Here is a 16,783-nt window from a genome sequence, read left to right as displayed (position 1 = left end):
CGACCTACTCTTCTCGCATGACCGATCTGCTGGACGTCCGCCGCGAGGCGGAGGCGCTCATGGCGGCGCACCTGGACGGGTCGTGGACGTTCGCCTTCGACAACGCGAAGCGCCGCGCCGGAGCCTGCGACTACACCCGTCAGCGCATCACCCTATCTCGCTACCTGTCCGCCCGCTACGACGCCGAGACCAACCGCCAGACGATGCTCCACGAGATCGCCCACGCGCTGGCCGGAGCGCGCGCCGGCCACGGCGCCGCCTGGAAGCGCACGGCCCGCGAGCTCGGCTACACCGGCGGCGTCACGCACCGCGGCGAGACCGCGACCGAGCTCGCCCCCTGGGTGGGGGTCTGTCCCGCGGGGCACGTGGCCTATCGTCACCGTCGCGCCACACGGGCCACGTCGTGCGCGAAGTGCTCGCCGCGCTTCGACGAGCGGTTCCTGCTCGCGTGGACGCGACGTGAGATCACGCCCGCCACGCGGCTCGCCGCGATGACACCGCGCTAGCCGGAGCAAGACCCGACGACTTCCCGAGCCCGTCGAGGGGGCGGTCCCGGAGCAGGACCCGACTCAGATGGCAGTCGTTGTCGTCTCCCGTCCGCCGAAGCGACGACAACTGTCATCCGAGCGGTCTGATGCGACAACGAGTGTCATCCGACCCGCGTGCGGCGGCCGTATCAGCGGGGCCGCGCAGCACCGGATCCGTCAGGCGGCGACGAACGTGCCGTCACGGAGCACCGCCGCCGATGCCACGGCATCCACCTCTGCGGCACGGAGCACTTCGTCGCGTGCGCCGCGCTCGAGGAGCTCCTGACCCGAACCCGATGCGGTGAGGAGATGGCGGACGGCGCCCCGCAGGCCGCGGAACGACTCGCACGCCGCGGCCGCCTCGGGCGAGGTGTGATCGACGCCGAGGGCTCCGAGTGCGTCGATGACCGCGCCGGCACCGAGCTGATCCTCGACGGCGAATCGCAGGGGGGCGTGCGGCTCGCGGGAGGTCAGCTCGCCGGCGGCGATCACGGCGATGCTCGTGCGGGCTCCGCGGCGCACCTGCTCCTCGAGCGCCGCGCGCGCGGTGGCCGAGGCGTTGCGAAGGCAGCCGAGCAGCACCGTCGCCCCCGCCCCCGCCGCGCGCTCGGCCACGGCCGCGCCGTTGAGCGAGACGGCGTGGGCGTCGGCGTCCAGCGCCACCGGCTCCCCCACCGCGACCCGGTCGGCCACCGTCGACGAGAACCGGAGCACATCGACCACGACGACGACGTCGGAGGGGGCGAGACGCTCGAGGCCGGTCGCGCCCCACTCGAAACGGACCTGGTAGCGGGACTGATCGAACGCGGAAGTCACCGCTCCAGGCTAGGCGTCCGCTCGCGTGCCGGGTGCGGTGCGACACTGGAGCATGCGCATCCTGCTGAAGCTCGTCCTCGACTGCGACGCCGATGCCGCCTGGCGCGCGCTGCACTCCCCGCGCGTCGTCGCGGAGCTGTACGGCCCGCTCCTGGAGCTGGAGCCGATGGCCTCCGTGGGGCTCCCCACGTCGCTGGAGCAGGGGATGGACGTGCCGGTGCAGCTCTCGCTGGCCGGCGCCGTCCCGCTCGGCGCCCAGCTCATCCATGTCGAGGACCGGCGCCTCGACGGGCCCGACGGGCCGGTGCGGATCCTGCGGGACAGCGGCATCCCGCTCACCGGACCGCTCGCCTCGCTCGACGTCTGGGACCACCAGATGGCCGTCTCTCCGGCACCGGGAGACCCGGCGCGGACGCTGTGGCGCGAGCGGCTCGTGATCGGGGGACCCGCGGCGGCGGTCCTGTGGCCGGTGCTGTGGACCACCTGGCAGTGGCGCGGCATGCGCCTCCGGCAGCTCGCTCCGTCCTGGGCGCACGACCCGGCGCCCGCGGAGGCACCGGAGGCACCGGCTGCCCCGGCTGCCCCGGCTGCCCCGGCTGCCCCGGAGGCAGCGACTACCCCACGCGCGTAACTCCTGAAATCCGGTGACGAACCGGCCGAGAAGGGCCGATCCCCTCCCCCAGCCCACCGGATCGCAGGAGATGTGCGCGGCCGATCATTCGGCCAGCACCTCGACGGGCGTCGCGCGGGTCGCCAGCCGGGTGGGAACCACCGCGGCGATCAGGGTGAGGACGGCGGTGGCCGCCACCACCACCAGCGTCGGCACGAGCGGGACCGCCGGCAGCACGAACGTGGGCGCCTGCCACAGCGGCGGCATCGGCACCGAGCCGAGCACCGACTGCGCGGCGATCCAGCCGTAGACGGTGCCGAGCACGAGTCCGAAGGCCAGAGCCGTGACGGTGATGTGCGTCGCCTCCAGCAGCACCATCCGGCGCACCTGCCCGGCGGTGAGCCCGAGCGCGCGCAGCAGTCCCAGCTCGCGCCGGCGCTGGACGACCCCGATCGTCAGCAGATTGACGAGGCCGACGGCGGCGATCACCGCGCTCACGGCGACGAGCGCCATCATCACGCCGGCGAACGAGTCGACCATCTGCGTGAAGTAGACGTCCGCCTCCCCGCCGCTGGAGGCGGCGACCAGCGCCTTGGCCGACTCGGCGGCCACCGCGAACATCGTGACGAGCGCCACACCCATGACGACGCCGATGGCCATCCGGCTGGAGCGCTCCGGGTACCGGAGCGCGTTCTCCGCCGCCAGCCGGGCGGTCGCGGACCGGCCGAACAGGCGTCCGGTGAGCCGCAGCAGCGGAGGCATGACGACCGCCGCGGCCAGGGTGAGCGCGGTGAACGAGAAGAGACCGCCGAAGAACGCGACAATTACCCCGAGGGGGCTGAGCAGGCCCAGGAGCAGGCCGCCGGCGAGCAGCGCGACCCCCACGGCACCGAGCGCGATGGTGGCGGCATTGCGCCCGTGGCGGCCAGAGACGTCCTCGTGCGTCTGCTCGACCGAGCCCCCGAGCGCCTGCAGCGGGGTCACGGTCAGCACGCGGCGCGACCCCGCCCACGCGGCCGCCCAGGTGGTGAGGGTGACGGCGGCCGCTGGCAGCAGCAGCGAGGGCTGGAGCACCGCGTAGTCCGCGCCGCCCTCCAGGACCCGGTCGAGGATCGGCAGCGCCGCGGCGACGAGCACCACCCCGGCGACCAGGCCGAGGAGGGCCCCGATGGCGCCCACGACGAAGCCCTGGGTCGCGATCTCGGAACGCTGCGAGCGCGCCGAGGCACCGATGAGCCGCATGAGGGCGATCCGTCGCGTCCGTCCGGCGACGATGGTCGCGAACGTGTTGGCGGTCACGATCGCCGCCACGTACACGGCGACCGCGAGCAGGAGCATCCCCAGGATGCCGACGACGAACGCGAGCGTCTCGGAGGAGCCGTAGTAGGGCGTCGCCAGCATCGTGGCGCCGATGTATCCGGTGGCGCTGATGAGCGCGACCCCGAACGCGGTCGAGATCGCCGCCACGAGGACCGTCGCGCCCATGCCGCGCTCGCGCAGCCACGACCAGCGTCCGGCGGTGCGGGGGACCGCGACGGTCGCCGGCATCGGCTCGGCGACGGCGGTCACGCCGCCACCTCCGCGGCGAGCATGTGGGCCGAGACCTGCTCGGCGGTCTGCTTCGGCTTGTCGGCGACGATGCGGCCGTCGCCGAGGAACACGACGCGGTCGGCGTACGCGGCGGCGACCGGGTCGTGCGTCACCATCGCGATGGACTGACCGTGCTCGCGGCTCGCCGCCGCCAGCAGCGCGAGCACCTCGCGGCTCGAGCGGGAGTCGAGGTTCCCCGTCGGCTCGTCGGCGAAGACCAGGTCGGGGGCCGTCGCCAGGGCGCGAGCGATCGCGACGCGCTGCTGCTGGCCTCCCGACAGCTGGTGCGGACGGTGGCGCAGTCTCGCCGACAGGCCGAGCGACTCGATCAGCCCGTCGATGCGCGCCTTCTCGAGCGCCGAGGGACGCCGGCCGTCGAGGTCGAACGGCAGCATGATGTTGCCGAGCGCGTCGAGGGTGGGCACGAGGTTGAACGCCTGGAACACGAAGCCGACGCGACGACGGCGCAGGATGGTGAGCTCGAGGTCCGAGAGGCCGGTGATCTCGGTGTCGCCGATCCACGCCCGTCCCGAGGTGGGGGCGTCCAGACCCGCCATGATGTGCATGAGGGTCGACTTGCCCGAGCCGGACGGACCCATGATCGCGGTGAACTCCCCGCGGCGGATGCCGACGGTGACCGTGTCGAGGGCGCGCACGCCGCTCTCCCCCGCGCCGAAGGTCTTGGTGAGGTTCTGCACCCGGGCAGCCAGGCCGAGGTCTGTGGTTGTGATCTCCATGCCTTCGACGCTACGGACGGCGAGGCGCGCGGTCGTCGGTCCGCAGTCGCGACCGCGTACATCGGAAGGATGATCCGGCACGGGCTGGACGGACCGCTCAGGCCAGCCCGTGCTCGAAGGCGAACACCACCAGCTGCACGCGGTCGCGCAGGCCGAGCTTGGTGAGGATCCTGCTGATGTGCGTCTTCACGGTCGCCTCGGAGAGGAACTCCCGCGCGGCGATCTCCCCGTTGGAGAGGCCGCGCGCGGCGAGCGCGAAGATCTCCCGCTCACGGTCGGTGAGCGCGGCGAAGCTCGGCGGCGGGGCCTGCGTGGACGCGCCGAAGTGGGCGAACAGCTCACGCGTGGCGGCGGCGGCGATGACCGACGAACCGGCGTGGACGGTGCGGATCGCCGCCAGCAGGAACTCCGGATCGGCGTCCTTGAGGAGGAAGCCGCTCGCCCCCTGACGGATGGCGCGCGCGGCGGCCTCGTCGAGATCGAAGGTGGTGAGCATGACCACCTTCGGCGGCTCGGAGCCGAAGGCGGGGTCGCGCAGGAGCTCAGCCGTCGCGGCGAGCCCATCCATGACCGGCATCCGGATGTCCATGAGGACGACGTCGGGTCGCTGTGCGCGCACCACGGCGAGCGCCTCGGCCCCGTCGCCGGCCTCGCCGACGACTTCGAGGTCGGGCTGGGAGTCGATGACCATGCGGATGCCGGCGCGGAACAGTGCCTGGTCGTCGACGAGGACCACGCGGATGGGCGTGCTCATCGCGCACCCATCCCGACACCCGCGAAGGGGAGCGTCGCCGTGACGACGAACTCGCCCTCGCGCGGCCCGGCCTCGAAGGTCCCGCCGACCAGCTGAGCGCGCTCGCGCATGCCGATGAGGCCGTGCCCCCGGCCGTCGCCGGCGACAGCGGTCGGCGGATCGGGCGCGGGGTTGCGGACGTTCAGGTGCACCCGGTCAGGATGCCACGCCAGCGCCACGTCGACCGCCCCGCCGGAGCCGTGCCGGAGCGCGTTGGTGAGTGCCTCCTGCAGGATCCGGTACACCGCCAGCTGGACGGACGCGGGGGCCTCCTGGGTCGGGGCGGGGTCGACGTCGATACGGAGGTCGACGCCCGCACCGCGCACCTGCGCGTAGAGCTTCTCGAGGTCGGCGATCGTCGGCTGGGGGCCGTCGGCCTGGCTGTGGCGGAGCTGGGTGAGGAGCATCCTCACATCGGAGAGCGCCGAGCGCGCGGTCGTCGAGATGGCTCCGAGCGCCTCGTTCGCCGCCTGCGGGTCGGCGGCGGCCGCGTACCGTGCCCCGTCGGCCTGCGCGATGACGACCGCCAGGGAGTGGGCGACGACGTCGTGCATGTCGCGCGCGATGCGGTTGCGCTCCGCCTCGACCGCCGTCTCCTCCTCGGCGCGCTCCTGCGCCTGGCGGTTGGCGCGCGCCCGCAGGGCGGTGCGGACGAGCGCGCCGACGGTCCACGAGAGCAGGAGCGCGAGGGCGGCGCTGAAGAACACCGTGACGCCGACGAGGAGATTCGCCTCGATCGCCCCCATGAGGCTCCACCCGCCCGCGATGAGCGGCGGGACGATCAGATAGAGGGTGATCGCGAGGGCGCCGACCATCGCGGAGGCGAAGCCCAGCCAGAACAGCAGCCGGCTGCCGTAGGCGGCGGTCACGTACAGCACGCCGAAGATCGCGACGTTCGAGGGCAGCGGCGGCAGGCCGAAGGCCATCTGGACGAGCGCCAGGAGCCACACGAGCCCGAGCGCGAGCGGCGGCGACCAGCGACGGATGCCCAGCGCGATCGAGAAGCCCGCCGTGACGATCACGGCGACGAGGAGGCTCGCGCGCGTGTCGACGCCCGTCCAGAAGCCGTACGGGATCACGATGAACAGCACCGAGCCCAGGAAGAACAGCACCGCGACGACGACGTCGACGGTCAGCTGGTATCTCAGAAGCGGGCGGAGCACCCCTCGACGCTACGCGAGCGCGCTCGCCGCGGCATCCGCCGCGCGATGTATCCCGCGGGAGCTCATGCGCGCGCGGGCGTGAGGGGACGGCCCTCGAAGAAGGTCTGCAGGACGATCGTGGTGCGCGTGCTGACGGAGGCCGCGGCGCGGATCTCGCGGATGAGCTCCTCGAGGGCGCGCGGCGTGGCGACGCGCACGAACAGCATGTACGCGGCGACCCCGGCCACAGAGTGGCAGGCCTCGATCTCATCGAGGTGGGCGAGGAGCTCCGGCGCGTTGTCGGGCTGGGCCGGATCGAGCGGCGTGATCTCGATGAACGCCGCAAGCGGCTTTCCGACGGCCTCGGGGTCGATCGTGGCGCGGTAGCCGGTGATGGTCCCGTCGGCCTCGAGCCGCTTCAGCCGGGCCTGGACGGCCGAGACCGAAAGTCCGACGGCGACGGACAGCTGCGACAGCGTCGCCCGCCCGTCGCGCGAGAGTGCCCGGACGATGCCGCCGTCGACGTCAGAGAGTGCCATGCGAGCGACGTTACAGGAAAATTTACGGCACACCATTTATCACGGCGGAACTTCTCTCGTAGACTTGGCGTTGCGCCGCACGCGCACCCGTCCTCGAGCCCGATCGGAGGTTCATCATGTCCCTGACCACGCATTCCTCGACGTCCGTCATCGGCGAGCCCGAGGTTGTCGAAGACGTCCTGTCGCTCGCGCAGCAGCCGGCGTGGCTCGCACTGAAGGACGCCGCCACGGCACTGCAGGAGCTCCAGGAGCAGGACGGCTCCGTCAGCGGCGACGCCGCCGAAGCGCGCGCCTACGTCGAGACGATCATCGGCGCCATCCGCACCCTCGCCCCGCTCTTCCCCCACGACGCCGAGTACCTCGCCGCGAGCATCCACGACTTCGAGCGCTGGGCCGACGGCGGGTTCGGCGTGCCCGACTTCCTCGACTCCCTGACGGCGTTCCAGCCTCAGCAGCACCGCATCGACGGCCTCACCCACCTCGTGGTGTTCCCGATGTACACCCAGAACGGCTCGCGCAACCGCTACGTCGAGGCGGTGCTCGTGGAGGTCATCTGGCCGGAGTTCATCGCCGAGCTGGAGACGACCTACACGAACAAGCTCTTCGTCTCGCTGCGCCTGCTCGATTTCACTCCCGGCTACGACACCAACTCCGCGGTGCTGTTCCCCGAGACGGTCGCCATGCGCGAGATCCCCACGTTCACGTGGGGGGCGATCTTCCAGGACCGCGAGGCCGCCCGGTACCGCCGGGTGGTGCGTGCGGCATCCGAGATCACGAAGCTCGATCTCCCGGACGACGCAGCGCGGATGCTCGATGACCAGGCCCTCACCGAGAAGGCGTTCGTGATGTGGGACATCATCCACGACCGCACCCACATGCGCGGCGACCTTCCGTTCGACCCGTTCATGATCAAGCAGCGGATGCCGTACTTCCTCTACTCGCTGGAGGAGCTGCGCTGCGATCTCACCGCCTTCCGCGAGTGCGTCGCGATCGAGCGCGATCTGCGGGAGCGCGAGTCGCTGACCGCGGTCCAGGCCGAGATGCTCGAGCACGCGAGGCTCGTGCAGTACGCGGTGATCTTCGATCGCATCTTCCGCTTCTCGATCACCGGCACCCGCGTGCGCAACTACGACGGGCTCGGCGGCCAGCTCCTGTTCGCGTGGCTTCACCAGCGCGGCGTGCTGCACTGGACCGACACCGCCCTCGCGTTCGACTGGGATGAGGTCCCGGCCGCCGTCGTCGCGCTCGGCGAGGCGATCGACGAGCTCTACTGGCGCTCGATCGACCGTCCCAAGATCGCGCACTGGCTCGCCGCGTACGACCTCGTCCGCGCGACGGTGACGCCGCACCCGGCGTCGGCGTGGGCACGCGGTCTGCCCGACGAGATCCTCGCCGGTCCGCCGAAGGGCTACACGGACGCGGTGCTCGACGACGAGTTCCCCCTGTCGATGTTCTTCGAGGCGCTGGAGAAGAAGATGCGGGACGTCATCGCGTCGACGTCGGGGATCACCGGCGCCGATGGCTGAGGACGCTCCTCGGCAGGCCGCAGGCGTCGGGGGGCGCCTGGTGCTCGTGGCGGGGGCGACGAGCGCGAGCGGGGAAGCGGCGACGCGTGCGCTGGTGAACGCCGGCGCACGCGTCGTCGCGGTCGGGCGCGACGAGGAGCGACTCGCGTCCGTGACACGGCTCGGCGCGCGGGCGGCGGTGTGCGACCTCACCGACGAGCACGCGGTCCGGGCGCTGGCGGCGCAGCTCGCCGCGACGGGCGACCGGGTCGACGGCGTCCTGCACCTCGTCGGCGGATGGCGCGGGGGCGGCGGCGTCGCCGGTCAGACCGACGACGACTACCGCTTCCTCGAGAAGTCGCTCACGGCGTGGCGGCACCTCTCGCGCGCCTTCTGGGACGATCTGGTCGACTCCGCGTCAGCGCGGGTCGCGGTCGTGTCCTCGACGGCGGTGGTTCGACCCCTCGCCGGAGGCGCGAACTACGCCGCCGTGAAAGCGGCCACCGAAGCATGGACGCGCGCCCTCGCGCACGGCTTCACGAAGACGGCGCGGGATGCCGGCGAGCCGCTGCGCGCGGCCGCCGTCGTCTTCCGCGTGAAGACCCTGGCCGGGAGGGAAGCCGACCTCGCGAGCGCCTTCGTCCACCTGTGGGATGCGGCTCCCGATGCCGTGAACGACACCGTCGTCACTCTCGCCGACTGAGGCGGATCAGTCGCCTCGGGCCACCCCCTGGTCGGCGACGCCGCCACGCGCCTGCGCAGACGATGCCGGCGGCACGTGCCGTTCCGCGGGGGTCTCGGCGGCCCCGTCCGGGGCGTCCGCGCCGGCATCGCCACCGCCCTCGACGGGCGTCTCCGGCGCCTCGCGGTACTCCGCCGAGAGGGTGCGGTAGGACCTCGTCGCGAACGCCAGGATCGCGAACACGACCATGATGAGGCCCGAGAAGAAGAACACGAGCGCGATGCCGCGGGCCTCGCCCTCGCCCAGGAGCCAGCCCCACGTGTCCTGACCGGCATCCGAGTCCATGTAGGGGATGATCCAGAACTCGGCGATCGGCGCGATGAGGAACGACGTGATCGGAGCGGCCGACACCTCGATCGCGGTCGCCGCGCCGAACACCCGGCCCTGCTTCTCGAACGGGACCACCTTCTGCACGACCGTCTGCTCCGCCGCCTCGATCGCGGGGATGAGCATCATGTACAGCCAGATGCCGAGCGCGTACAGCCACCACCATTCGCGGATCGTGAACAGCGAGCCGAGGAGACCCATCACGATGACCAGCAGCAGCATCGTGCGGATCGGGTTCCGCCCGAGTCCGCGTGCCGCGATGATGCCGCCGCCGATGAGGAAGCCCGTCGACGACACCGCCAGCACCACGCCCCACCATTCGACGGGGAACAGCGTGAGGCCGTACGGGTCCATGAGCGCCATGTAGACGCCGCCGACCAGGTTGTTGAACGTCGAGAACAGGATCAGCGCGAACAGGCCCGGGACCGCGCGGATCGCCGCCGCCGCGCCGCGCACGTCGATGAACTTCGCGTCCGGGTCGCGGTCGGGCTCGTCCTCGGGCACGGTGAGGGTGAACAGGTGGATGAGGGCGGCCAGCGTGAACACCAGCGCGATCACCAGTGTCCACCCCATGCCGAGGAACCCGATGGCGAAGCCGGAGAACACGCTCGTCACGAGGAAGGCGAGCCCCTGCACCGTGCCGACGAGGCCGTTCGCGTTGGCATGACGCTCGGTCGGCACGAGGAGGGTGACCGTCGTCGACAGCGCGATGTTGCGGAGGTTCTCGACGACGGCGCCGGCGAGGATGATCCCGGAGAACAGCCAGAACCACGGCTGTCCCAGATCGAGCAGCGTGCCCTCGGGCTGCGACAGGTAGATGCCGCCGGCCAGCAGGAACGCGACGAGCGTGACGAACCCCGACAGGATCATGACGCGGTGCTTGCGGTGGCGGTCGACGAACGTGCCGAACACCATGCCGAAGACGGCCAGCAGCAGCATGTACGCGCCGCCGATGATGCCCGTGGCGAGCACCGACTTCGTCTCGAGGTAGACCCAGAAGGTGAGCGCGAACCACAGGAAGCTCGTCGTGATGTTCGCGGCGGCCGTGTTCACCAGCACGTGGAGGAAGGTGCGCATGCCGTTCGCGGGCACCGCGCGCAGCCCGCTCGCGGCGGCGGGATCAGGAGGGGGTTGCGACATACCGCGAGGGTAGCGACCCCCGCCGACACGCGATAGGCGGTCTGCCGCGAACTAGGCTGGGATGCCGTGACCACCCTCCACGACACGACCATCCGCGGCTTCGCCAGCGACAACTACTCCGGCGTCCACCCCGAGGTGCTCGCGGCCATCGCCGCCGCCAACGACGGGCACCAGATCGCCTACGGCGAGGACGCGTACACGGCTCGGCTGCAGGAGGTGTTCGCCCAGCACTTCGGCGAGGGCGTCGAGGCGTTCCCGGTGTTCAACGGCACCGGCGCGAACGTCACCGGACTGCAGTCGATGCTCCCCCGCTGGGGCGCGGTCATCGCCGCCTCCACGGCCCACATCAACGTCGACGAGGGCGGCGCCCCCGAGCGGGTCGCGGGGATCAAGATCCTGAACGTCCCGACCGAGGACGGCAAGCTCACCCCCGAGCTCATCGACCGCGAGGCCTGGGGCTGGGGCGACGAGCACCGCGCGCAGCCGCTCGTCGTCTCGATCACGCAGTCCACCGAGCTCGGCACCCTGTACACGCCGGAGGAGATCCGCGCCATCGCCGACCACGCGCACGAGCGCGGCATGCGGCTGCACCTGGACGGCGCGCGCATCTCCAACGCCGCCGCGGCCCTCGACCTGCCGCTGCGCGCCTTCACCCGCGACGTCGGCGTCGACGTGCTGAGCTTCGGCGGCACCAAGAACGGCGCCATGCTGGGCGAGGCGATCGTGGTCCTCGATCCGGCGGCCTCCGAGGGGCTGCTGTTCCTCCGGAAGCTCAACATGCAGCTGTCGAGCAAGATGCGCTTCGTGTCGGCGCAGCTGATCGCGCTGCTGGAGGGCGACCTGTACCTGCGCAACGCGCGTCACTCCAACGCGATGGCCGCACGCCTGCGCGCCGCCGTGGAGGCCGGGCTGGCGGACGGCTCGATCGCCGGCGTCTCGTTCACGCAGCCGACCCAGGCCAACGGGGTCTTCGCGACGCTGCCCGACGGCATCGCGGATCGCCTCCGCGAGAGCTTCCGCTTCTACGACTGGGACGCCGCGCGCAACGAAGTGCGCTGGATGTGCTCGTTCGACACCAGCGAGACCGACGTCGACGCCTTCGTCGCCGAGCTCGGCCGGCTCACGACGCGCTGACCCCTCGACGAGGACCGGCCTCGCTCGGGGCCCGGTGGAGTGGCACTCGTTGTCGCCGTAGACCGATCGGATGACAGTCGTCGTCGCTTCGGCGGCCGGGAGACGACGACGACTGCCATCTCACTCGGCGGTTGAGGCGGGTTGAGGCGGGCTCGGCGGGTCGAGGCGGGCTCGGGAGCGGTCAGGACTTCTCGACGGCGGAGACGGACTCGACCGTCTGCTCCAGCTCGACCTCCGCCGGCGTGCCCTCGGCATCCTCCGCCGGCGTCTCGTCGGCATCCTCGGTCGGGATGTCGTCGGCGTCCCGACCGGCGGGCTGCGCATCGGCGACCGACTCCGTCCGCATGAGCTCGCGGACCTCCGACATGAAGCTCGTGAGCTGATGCTGCTGCCAGCGCAGCTGGCGGGTGCGATCCTCGGCGTCGCGCAGCACCGACTCGGCGTGCGTGGTCACCGAGTCGATGATCTGCTGAGCCTTCACGCGCGCGCGGTCGAGCTGATCGCGGGCCTTCAGGTGCGCGTCGGCCTCGATCTGCGAGGCCTGTGCGCGCATCAGCCGGTCGAAGTCGTCGGCCTTGGCGGTGATGCGCTGCGCGTGCTCCAGCGACGCGGCGACCTGGTCGTTGGCGTCCTTGGTGATGCGCTCGGCATGGGCGACCGCCTGGTTGTGCAGGACGAGGAACTCCTGCTGCGCGTCGTCCTGGCGGCGGGTGAGGGACTCCTCGAACTCGAGCGCCCGCATCCGGAGCGCGCGCACCGCCTCCTCCGCCTCGGCGCGGGCCTGCTCGGTCTCGCGGGTCACGAGGGCGCGCAGAGCGGCTGCGCCCTTCTCGGACTCGGTGCGGACGACGGCGGCCTCCTGCTCCGCCTGCGCCACCTTCTCGGCGGCGTGGGCGCGCTCACGATCGAGCTGCGCCTGGTGCGCCGTCAGCTCGGTGTCGATCCGCACCCGCACCTGCTGGGCGTCGTGCTCGGCACGCGCGATGATCGCGTCGGCGTCGGCCTGGGCCTCCTTGCGGCGGTTCTGGATCTCGGCGTTCGCGGACTCCAGCAGCCGATCGGCCTGGATGCTCGCGTTCTTGATGAGCAGGCTCGCCTGCTCCTCGGCCACGTGCAGCACCTCTTCGAACTGGCGGCGGTTGCCCGACTCGCCCGACGACCCCAGGAGCTCCTCGGTGAGGGTCTGCACCTGCTCCTCGGCGTTGGCGGCCTTGGCGTTGGCGACGGCGAGCTCGGCCTCCAGCTCCTCCACCCGCTGGGACCGCTGCGCCTTCGCCGAGGCGACCGTGCGGCGGTAGCGGTCCTTCAGCTGCGACAGCTCCTCCCCCTGCACGCGCAGCCGCGTCGTCAGCTCGGAGATCGCCGATTCCACCTCGCCCTTGTCGTAGCCGCGGAAGGCGGTCGTGAACGTCGCCTCGGCGGCGCCGTCGGAGCCTCCCTCCTGCGAGCGGAGGAGGTCGTCGAACGGCGAGTTCTCGTCGCCGGATGAGGTGTGCAGGTCGGGCATGAGGACTCCGCGAGGGTGTGGGGGATGCCGGGTGGCCACACCGGCACTTCGAAGATTACCGCTCCCGCCCCCGCCGCGGAGCGGCGGATCCCGTCAGTGCCCGCCCAGCCACTCCCGGTACGCGTCGAACGCGTACGGGCGCCCCAGGAACGACTCCACGAGGTCGGCGGCGTCGCGCCGGCCGCCGGGTTCGAGGATCTCCCGGCGGTAGCGCGCGGCGACCTCGGGATCCATCAGATCGTCGCCGAACGCCGAGCGCAGGTCGCGCGCGATCACGAGGCTCCACTGGTACGTGTAGTAGCAGGATCCGTAGCCGGTGAGATGCCCGAACCCGGCGTAGGGGTGCAGGCCGCGCAGCGGCTGGACCGGCGAGGTCACCGTGTACCAGTGCTCGGTCGCCGCCTGAAGATCCGCCGGACGGTCCACGTGGAGGTGGTACGAGACGTTCGCGTGCCCCAGCTGGCGCCGTACCTCCAGGGCCCGGCCGAAGCCGTCGGCCACCCGCATGCGCTCGACCAGATCGGCGGGGATGGGCTGGCCGTCGGGGCCCGCGGTGAACGTCGCGAGCACCCCGGGGTCCCACGCCCACTCCTCGAGGAGCTGGCTCGGCGCCTCCACGAAGTCCCACTCGGTCGCCACCCCCGTGAATCGCGCGAAGCGCTGGGCGCCCCCGAGGATGTCGTGGACGAGGTGTCCGAACTCGTGGAAGAAGGTGACGACCTCGTCGTGGGTCATGAGCCCCCGCGCGAAGTTGCACAGCAGGACCGCCTCGGGGAGGATGCGGCCCGCGATACCGGGGGCGAGCGGGAAGCACGCCGCGTGACTGAACTTGCCGTCACGGGGATGGAGGTCCAGGTGCACGCGACCCAGCCGCTCCTCGCCGCGGACGACGTCGTACGAGCGCACGTCCGCATGCCAGGTCGCGACATCCACCGGCACGAAGGACAGGTCGAGCAGACGTCCGGCCGTCTCCAGCACGCCCGGGAGCACGCGCTCGAACGTGAAGTAGGACCGCACGAGCTGCGCATCCACGTCGTGGCGCTCCTGCCGCAGCTGGCCGAGCACGTGGAAGAAGTCCGCGATCGTCACCTCGTCGGCATCCGGCTCGTCGCGGCGCAGTCGCTCGAGCAGCAGCGGGTACTCGGCATCGGCGGCCGCGCGCGAGGCGTCGTCGAGCTGGTCGAGGAAGGCGCGCACCGCCGCTCCCGAGCCGATCATCCGGGGCTCGGTCTCGAAGTCGGCCCAGTCCGCGTAACCGAGGAGCGCCGCCCGCTCGGCGCGGACATCCAGCAGCTCGGTGAGGACCGCGTCGTTGTCGGGCCAGGCGAGGTCGTTGTACGCGGACACGAGGGCGGTGCGCGTCTCCCGGACCGTCGCGTACTCGCGCACGGGCATGAGGTCGGTGTAGTCGGTGGTGAGGACGACCAGGCCGTCGTCGCCGGCGGGGTGGGCGTCGAGGAAGTCCTGCGGGAGACCGGCGAGGTCGGCCGGTCGCACGCGGATCTCCCGCCTTCCCTCGCGGATGTTGCGCGCGAACGTGAGGCTCAGCTCCGTATCGCGGTCGGTGAGCTCGCGGACGCGCTGCCGGTCCTCCTCGCCGAGCGCCACGCCGCCGCGGCGGAAGTCGCGAAGGGTGTGGGTGAGCAGCCGCTCCTGCTCCGCGTCCATCTCGGCGCCCTCGAAGGCGGCGAGCGCAGCGAACAGCGCGGGGTCGAGCAGCCGCGACGACGACAGCGCCTCCAGCTTCTGCACGGCCTCCTCGGCGGCGGCGCGGACGGCCGGGTCGGGGTGCGCCTCGCTCAGCAGGTACGCCTCGCTCATCGTCCCGCGCAGCGCCAGATCGGCGTCGTTCCACAGGTCGAGAGCCTCGGTGGCCGACGACGCACCCGCCGTGAGCTGGGCGTCGAAGTGGCGGACGAGCCGGATGGCGGCCTCGGCGTGCTCGGCGGCGGCGGCCAGCCAGCCGTCGCGCGTGGTGGGGAAGACGAAGGGCTCGGGAGCGCTCATGGATCCGAGCCTATGCGCAGGCCCGGAGCCCGCGTCGTCGGCGCGGCGGGGGGAGCCGGTCAGCGCAGGGCGCCCACGGAGGCCAGCGCGAGCCGCACGAGGGTGCCGCGCCCGCCCTCCATCTCGGCGGCGAGCGAATCGGAGGCCGCCTCCTCGGGCGTGAGCCACGTGACCTCGAGCGCATCCTGCCTAGGCTCGCACGTGCCGGTGACCGGCACGACGAACGCGAGCGAGACAGCGTGCTGGCGGTCGTCGTGATAGGCGCTGAGACCGGGCATCGGGAAGTACTCCGCCACCGTGAACGGCACCGGCTGCGGCGGCAGCAGCGGGAACGCCATGGGGCCGAGGTCGTTCTCGAGGTGACGGAACAGCGCGTCGCGCACCGTCTCGCCGTAGCGGACCCTGCCCGACACGGTCGAGCGGGTGATCTCGCCGAGCGGCGTCGCCCGCAGCAGGATGCCGACCTCGGTGACCGTGCCGGTGCCGTCGGTGCGCACCGGCACCGCCTCGACGTAGAGGATCGGAAGGCGGCGGCGCGCCTCGGCGAGCTCGATCTCGGTGAGCCATCCGGGATTGGCGGCGTTCCCCGGCGCAGGCGAGCCGAACGAGCCGTCGCCGACCGGGTGACCCTGGCGGTCGTAGGCGCGCAGCGGATCGCGCGCGTTCCCGTCGTCGTCGCGGTCGCTCGGGTCGGGGTCGGGGGTGCGGACGGCCATGCACCATGTATACCCGCTCGTGCCGCGCGGGCGAACCGGGGACCCGCCGCGCGGCGGACACGGCGGCGTGCGGGTGCGCTTTGCGAGAATGGGCGCATGAGCCCCGCGCTGGACCCCGATGCCGTGCTGTGGAGCGCGCCGCCCGCCGACCGGGCGGGCCGTCCGCTGCTGGTGCTGCTGCACGGCTACGGCTCGGAGGAGCGGGACCTGTTCGGCCTCGCGCCGCACCTGCCGGCCGACTACGTCGTCGCCGCCGTGCGCGCGCCCCTCAGCCCGCCGTTCCCGACCCCCGGCTGGTCGTGGTTCCCGATCGAGGGCCTGCGCGGCCGCGATCCCGAGGGCACGACGGCGGCGGCCGAGGGGTTCCTCGCCTGGCTCGACGACGCCGCCGGCGGGGCCGAGTCCGTCGGCCTGCTCGGGTTCTCCCAGGGCGCGGTCGTCGCGCTCCAGGCGATGCGGCTCCGTCCCCAGCGCTTCGCCTTCGCGGTCAACCTCGCCGGCTACGTCGACGCCGCACCGCTCCCGACCGACGCCGAGCTCGCCGAGCGTCGTCCGCCGGTGTTCTGGGGCCGCGGCGCGCGCGACGAGGTGATCCCCGCGGATCGGGTCGCGCACACCGTGCAGTGGCTCCCGGAGCACGTCGACCTCAGCGGGCGGGTCTACGCCGGGCTGACCCACAGCGTGTCGCAGGAGGAGCTCGACGACGTGCGGGTGTTCCTCGAGAAGCGTCTGGAGGCCGCTTGACGCCCTCGGGTAGGATCGTCGTGTTCCCCGTCCCGAGTGTGAGGAAGACCGTTGAAGGGTTTCGACGCCGCGCTGTGATCCCGCGCTGAGCCGTCGCACCCTCCGTCTCTCCGACAGGGCCTGTTCCGCGACGCGTCAGCGATTCCATCCCGCGCTGACGTCGTCGACTCCCTCCCGTCCTCCGGCCACCGGATGATCCGGGCTCGT

The 16,783-nt window shown here is 72.1% G+C and carries 16 protein-coding genes; 6 read left to right on the top strand and 10 right to left on the bottom strand.

All coding sequences use genetic code 11. The annotated features are described in order from the left end of the window. Window positions 1-17 precede the first annotated feature (17 nt). On the top strand, window positions 18-506 hold the full coding sequence (locus tag ACPWUT_RS02095; RefSeq protein ID WP_284528775.1) for a SprT-like domain-containing protein: 489 nt from the start codon (window positions 18-20) through the stop codon (window positions 504-506). Window positions 507-704: 198 nt separating this feature from the next. Here ACPWUT_RS02095 and ACPWUT_RS02090 read toward each other — a convergent pair whose 3' ends face one another. Continuing rightward, entirely contained in the window at window positions 705-1,343 is a 639-nt protein-coding gene (locus ACPWUT_RS02090) for a 2-phosphosulfolactate phosphatase (protein WP_425840148.1), read from the bottom strand. 52 nt (window positions 1,344-1,395) lie between these two features. Between ACPWUT_RS02090 and ACPWUT_RS02085 the strand changes: the two genes are divergently transcribed. Further along, window positions 1,396-1,974, top strand: a complete 579-nt coding sequence (locus ACPWUT_RS02085) for a hypothetical protein (protein WP_425840145.1) — start codon at window positions 1,396-1,398, stop codon at window positions 1,972-1,974. 84 nt (window positions 1,975-2,058) lie between these two features. On the opposite strand, the gene ACPWUT_RS02080 is transcribed toward ACPWUT_RS02085, so the two are convergent. The 5 genes from ACPWUT_RS02080 to ACPWUT_RS02060 all read right to left on the bottom strand — a co-directional run bounded on the left by ACPWUT_RS02080 (window position 2,059) and on the right by ACPWUT_RS02060 (window position 6,754). After that, a complete protein-coding gene (locus ACPWUT_RS02080; RefSeq protein WP_425840142.1) occupies window positions 2,059-3,522 on the bottom strand; it encodes an FtsX-like permease family protein in 1,464 nt (487 codons plus the stop codon). Next, a complete protein-coding gene (locus tag ACPWUT_RS02075; protein ID WP_284528772.1) occupies window positions 3,519-4,280 on the bottom strand; it encodes an ABC transporter ATP-binding protein in 762 nt (253 codons plus the stop codon). Before ACPWUT_RS02075 ends, ACPWUT_RS02080 begins: the two co-directional genes overlap by 4 nt. A 97-nt stretch (window positions 4,281-4,377) precedes the next feature. Continuing rightward, window positions 4,378-5,034: a response regulator gene (locus tag ACPWUT_RS02070; RefSeq protein WP_425840139.1), complete on the bottom strand. Its 657-nt coding sequence runs from the start codon at window positions 5,032-5,034 to the stop codon at window positions 4,378-4,380. Then, window positions 5,031-6,236 (bottom strand): sensor histidine kinase, encoded by a 1,206-nt coding sequence (locus tag ACPWUT_RS02065; protein ID WP_425840136.1) that lies wholly within the window; start codon window positions 6,234-6,236, stop codon window positions 5,031-5,033. The genes ACPWUT_RS02070 and ACPWUT_RS02065 overlap by 4 nt, the downstream gene beginning before the upstream one ends. Window positions 6,237-6,298: 62 nt before the next feature. Beyond that, window positions 6,299-6,754: an Lrp/AsnC family transcriptional regulator gene (locus ACPWUT_RS02060; protein WP_284528769.1), complete on the bottom strand. Its 456-nt coding sequence runs from the start codon at window positions 6,752-6,754 to the stop codon at window positions 6,299-6,301. 116 nt (window positions 6,755-6,870) lie between these two features. Between ACPWUT_RS02060 and ACPWUT_RS02055 the strand changes: the two genes are divergently transcribed. Both ACPWUT_RS02055 and ACPWUT_RS02050 read left to right on the top strand, forming a co-directional pair. Continuing rightward, on the top strand, window positions 6,871-8,280 hold the full coding sequence (locus tag ACPWUT_RS02055) for a DUF6421 family protein (RefSeq protein WP_425840133.1): 1,410 nt from the start codon (window positions 6,871-6,873) through the stop codon (window positions 8,278-8,280). Next, window positions 8,273-8,962, top strand: coding sequence for an SDR family oxidoreductase (locus tag ACPWUT_RS02050; protein ID WP_425840130.1), 690 nt, complete (start codon window positions 8,273-8,275; stop codon window positions 8,960-8,962). Before ACPWUT_RS02055 ends, ACPWUT_RS02050 begins: the two co-directional genes overlap by 8 nt. 6 nt (window positions 8,963-8,968) lie before the next feature. Here the strand turns inward: ACPWUT_RS02050 and ACPWUT_RS02045 are convergent, their stop codons facing one another. Further along, complete coding sequence (locus tag ACPWUT_RS02045; protein WP_425840127.1) at window positions 8,969-10,468, bottom strand: MFS transporter; 1,500 nt, start codon at window positions 10,466-10,468, stop codon at window positions 8,969-8,971. 66 nt (window positions 10,469-10,534) lie between these two features. Between ACPWUT_RS02045 and ACPWUT_RS02040 the strand changes: the two genes are divergently transcribed. Continuing rightward, window positions 10,535-11,602, top strand: coding sequence for a threonine aldolase family protein (locus ACPWUT_RS02040; RefSeq protein ID WP_284528766.1), 1,068 nt, complete (start codon window positions 10,535-10,537; stop codon window positions 11,600-11,602). A gap of 181 nt (window positions 11,603-11,783) precedes the next feature. On the opposite strand, the gene ACPWUT_RS02035 is transcribed toward ACPWUT_RS02040, so the two are convergent. From ACPWUT_RS02035 to ACPWUT_RS02025, 3 genes are all read right to left on the bottom strand, one after another. Beyond that, a complete protein-coding gene (locus ACPWUT_RS02035; protein ID WP_425840124.1) occupies window positions 11,784-13,109 on the bottom strand; it encodes a cell division initiation protein in 1,326 nt (441 codons plus the stop codon). A 93-nt stretch (window positions 13,110-13,202) separates the two neighbouring features. Further along, window positions 13,203-15,116 (bottom strand): M3 family metallopeptidase, encoded by a 1,914-nt coding sequence (locus ACPWUT_RS02030; protein WP_425840121.1) that lies wholly within the window; start codon window positions 15,114-15,116, stop codon window positions 13,203-13,205. 59 nt (window positions 15,117-15,175) lie between these two features. Continuing rightward, window positions 15,176-15,832, bottom strand: a complete 657-nt coding sequence (locus ACPWUT_RS02025) for an NUDIX hydrolase family protein (RefSeq protein ID WP_284528763.1) — start codon at window positions 15,830-15,832, stop codon at window positions 15,176-15,178. A gap of 96 nt (window positions 15,833-15,928) precedes the next feature. On the opposite strand from ACPWUT_RS02025, the gene ACPWUT_RS02020 reads away from it, so the two are divergent. Beyond that, window positions 15,929-16,576, top strand: a complete 648-nt coding sequence (locus tag ACPWUT_RS02020) for an alpha/beta hydrolase (RefSeq protein WP_284528762.1) — start codon at window positions 15,929-15,931, stop codon at window positions 16,574-16,576. Window positions 16,577-16,783: the final 207 nt, after the last annotated feature.

The sequence above is a fragment of the Microbacterium sp. PA5 genome, from assembly GCF_049860775.1.
GTDB lineage: Bacteria > Actinomycetota > Actinomycetes > Actinomycetales > Microbacteriaceae > Microbacterium.
Note: the sequence above shows the minus strand (reverse complement) of the source record. Positions and strands in the feature narration are given on the sequence as shown.